This is a genomic window from Flavobacterium sp., assembly GCF_044348915.1.
Lineage (GTDB): Bacteria > Bacteroidota > Bacteroidia > Flavobacteriales > Flavobacteriaceae > Flavobacterium.
Window position 1 is genome coordinate 1 of record NZ_JBIKRX010000143.1, and the last position, 3,893, is coordinate 3,893.

At 35.3% G+C, this 3,893-nt stretch carries 4 protein-coding genes; all 4 read right to left on the reverse strand.

Annotated features, from left to right (window positions below):
* Positions 1 to 1,394: M16 family metallopeptidase (locus ACIQ1E_RS13985; RefSeq protein ID WP_396171969.1), on the reverse strand; the 1,394-nt coding region annotated here is incomplete at its 3' end.
* Positions 1,395 to 1,398: 4 nt separating this feature from the next.
* Positions 1,399 to 2,712, reverse strand: coding sequence for a M16 family metallopeptidase (locus ACIQ1E_RS13990; protein ID WP_396171970.1), 1,314 nt, complete (start codon positions 2,710 to 2,712; stop codon positions 1,399 to 1,401).
* Positions 2,713 to 2,762: 50 nt separating this feature from the next.
* Entirely contained in the window at positions 2,763 to 3,494 is a 732-nt protein-coding gene (kdsB, locus tag ACIQ1E_RS13995) for a 3-deoxy-manno-octulosonate cytidylyltransferase (RefSeq protein WP_396171972.1), read from the reverse strand.
* A gap of 46 nt (positions 3,495 to 3,540) precedes the next feature.
* Positions 3,541 to 3,753 carry a hypothetical protein gene (locus ACIQ1E_RS14000; RefSeq protein WP_396171974.1) on the reverse strand — a complete coding sequence of 71 codons (213 nt, stop codon included), beginning with the start codon at positions 3,751 to 3,753 and terminating at the stop codon, positions 3,541 to 3,543.
* Between the last annotated feature and the right edge of the window lie 140 nt (positions 3,754 to 3,893).

Below are 3,893 nucleotides of genomic sequence, written 5' to 3' on the forward strand. Positions count from 1 at the left end.
TTTTTGTTCTTGATATCATCCTTTATTTGCACTTCGGTGACTTTACCATATTTTTCAGCAACCTTTTTGATGTCTGCCGATTTGCCAATTAAAACAAATTGCAATTTGTCTTTTGGAAAATATTTGGCAATAATTTGGTTGGCTTTTGCCAAATCAAGACTATCCACATTTTTTTCGAAATTATCGATAAACGATTTGTCAAAATTATACCAATACATTTGTGACAACAAACTTGCCAATTGCTGATTTGTTTCATATCCTGGAGGAAACTGCCCTTTTACGTAGTTTTTGGCGGAGTTCAGGGATTTTTGATCAATTCCGTTGCTATGCAATTTTTTCATAACTTCCAAGGTCTTATCAATTGCAGCTTCAGTTGTTTTTGAAGCTGTAAAAGTGCTTATATAAAAAGAGCCTCCATTTTTTAAGGTTCTGAATCTGCTTCCTGCGCCATAAGTCAAACCTGAATTTACTCTAAGCTCATCATTTAGCATCGAGGTAAACCGTCCTCCGAAAAGCGTATTAACCACTTCGATAGCCACAAAATCAGGATTGTTTCGACTAATTCCTAACGAGCCAATAAAGAAGGTAGTTTCTTTTGCATCTTCTTTATTTACTAACAATACCCTATTTTCTGTAGGATTGGCAATGGGTTTTGATGCCAGATTTTCTTTTTCAACTGAAGACTTTTCCCAACCTGAAAACAATTTGGTTAATGTAACTTTCATTTCTTTGGTGACAAAATCACCTACGATACAAATGGCAGCACCATTTGGCTTATAATTAGAATTGTAAAACTCTTTAACATCTTGTACACTCAACTTTTTTACGGTCGTAATGCTTCCGTTAATTACATTGCCATACACATGGCTCCCGAACAAAAGAGTGTCAAAATAAGGACTAATCACAGATCTCGGACTTTCTTGTTGTTGTTCTAGTGACACTAATAAACGACTTTTTTCTTTCTCAAACTCAGCAGCATCAAAACTAGGATTGAGCATTATTTCCTTAATAATTTCCAATACTTTAACCTTGTCTTTAGAAGCAAAATTTGAGGTAATTCCTGAAAATTCTTTTGTAGCATAGGTATCAACATTGGCACCAATAAAATCAAGTTCTTCGTCTAATTTAGTTTTTGGAAAATTTTTGGCCCCATGTTTCAATGCCGTTGCGGTCAATGAAGCTAAGCCAGCTTTATCATAATCATAAATTGCTCCAGCCGAAAGTATAACCGATACACTTATTGTAGGTACATCGCGTTGTTCCATCAGAGAAATAGTGAGACCGTTTGGCAAAGTAAAAGTCGTGTAATCCGGCAATTTATAGCCTTGGGCTGATCCGTTTATACTAACAACCAACAGGCAGAATATCATGATTTTTTGTTTTATTCCTTCCATAATTTTATTCTTCAGAGTTCGTTTTTAATATTCCTACAGTTCTATTACTTTTTGTAAAATACTTATTGGCTACTTTTTGAACATCAGCCACAGTGATTTTGTTGTATTTATCGGGTGCGTCGAACATTTTTCGATAGTCTCCAAAAAACACTTCGTAAGTACCAATATTGTTTGACTTTCCGTTAATGGTTTCGACTTGGCTATAAAACTCCATTAATTTCTGGTTTTTAATTTTTTGAAGTTCCTTTTCGCTAATCCCCTCTTTTTTTATTTTTTCAATTTCTGTGTAAATCGCTTGCTCTAAATCTACATCTTTCACATCTTTATTTGCAACAGCATATACATTGAAAAGATTGGGATCAAAAGTGTCTCCAAAATTTGAAAACACCTCTGTAGCCAATTGTTTTTGGTCAACAAGAGCTGCATATAATCTCGATGAATTTCCGCTTGAAAGCACAGAACTCAAAATATTCAAGGCATAATAATCTTCATTTTTTGATTCAGGAGTTTTATAACCAATCATCATATAAGGAGTAGCTACCTCTTTTTGCACAGTAATTCTTCTTTCTCCTGTTTGAGCTGGTTCTACAATATGAACCTTAGGTGGTTCAGGTTGAGCAGGAATTGGTTCCAAATACTTCTTTGCTAATTCCTTTACTTTTTCCAATTTAAGCGCACCTGAAACAACAACAACGCAATTGTTTGGCGCATAATACGTTTTGAAATACCGTTCTAAATCTAGCTGAGTCCAGTTTTTCATATCGTCTTCATAACCTATTACTGGCCAATGATATGGATGTTCCTGAAAAGCCGTTGCTTGCATATTCTCAGACAAAAGTCGCCATGGTGAGTTCTCGAGCCCTGTCTGACGTTCGCTCAACACCACTCCTCTTTCGCTTTCAACCATTTTAGGATCGATGCTAAGGCTTGCAATTCGGTCAGCCTCAAGGTCGAACATAGTTTCTGCAGCTGCGGCTGGGAACCAATCAGTATACACCGTAACGTTTTCGGTAGTATAAGCATTATTAGATCCTCCGTTGAACTCCATAGTTCTGTCAAATTCTTTAGGACCGTATTTCTTAGCTCCGTTGAACATCATATGTTCAAAAAAATGAGAAAGACCGGTGATTCCCTGATGTTCATTTCGACTTCCTACTTTGTAAAAAAAGTACATATTGGCGTTGGGTATGGAAAAATCCTCGACAACCAGGAACTTCATTCCGTTGTTGAGCGTAAACGTTTTTACGTCATCGGCTTTCATTTGTGCTTGCCCTGTAAAAGTCAGCAAAAGTCCCAAATGGAAAATTATTTTTTTCATAAATTATAAATTAATTGAGGATAAAACTAATGAAATTTTTGGAAGATTAATTATTTCGATAACATTCTTCTCGCTTTTTCCAAATCTTCCCGTGTGTCTATGCCAATGCTTCGTTCGGCAGTTTCAATCATTTTGATGCGTTTTCCAAATTCCAAATAGCGTAATTGTTCCAGTTTTTCGGAGGCTTCTAAAGATTGCATTGACCAACTGTAAAAATCCATCAAGGCTTGTTTTCTGAAAGCATAAATCCCGATGTGCTGCATATAGTGAACACCCGCGTTTTTCTCTCTTGGATACGGAATCACAGAACGCGAAAAGTACAAAGCAAAGCCGTTTTGGTCCGTCACTACTTTTACATTATTCGGATTGTTGATTTCGTCTTCCTCAGTGATTTCAAACATTAGGGAAGCCAAATCTACTTTCTCTTCGGTATCGTTTTTATAGACTTCAATAAGTTTTTCTAAAGCTGCTGTGTTGATAAACGGCTCATCGCCTTGCACGTTGACCACAATATCTACGTCCATATTTTCAACAGCTTCGGCTATTCTATCGCTTCCTGATTCGTGTTCTTTGATGCTCATTATGGCTTTGCCACCATTGGAAGCTATTTCGTTATAAATCAAATCGGAATCGGTAACCACGAAAACATCATCAAAAAGATGGGATTGTTTAGCGGCTTCATAGGTTCGTAAAATCACGGTTTTACCTCCCAAATCCTCCATTAATTTGGCGGGAAATCGAGTTGAGGCGTAACGTGCGGGTATAACTGCTATTATTTTCATATTTTATATTTTTTGTACAAACATAAAGTTTTACGATAAAATGTTCTTAGTGTGTGCCTATTCTTTCGTTTAATAATTCAATCATATTTTTTCCACAATTAATTATTTGATCATCCGAATATGTAATTATTTTTTCTTTCTTAAAATTCTTTTTAATGATCATTTTAGGAGTAAAATAAAACTCTTTTTTCTCTGTAACATTTTTTGTCCTAGCTGTTTCTTCCTTATAATTATTATCTATAAAACTATAATTTTCCAAATTCTCAATTTTAATTATAGGTATAGGCGCTTAGAGCACCCTTGTTATCTATTGATTTTATTGATATTTATTCAAATTTCACCATCTTTTTCATTAACACATCGAAGATTGTCCCCATATTTGACCTTCTATTGTATCTA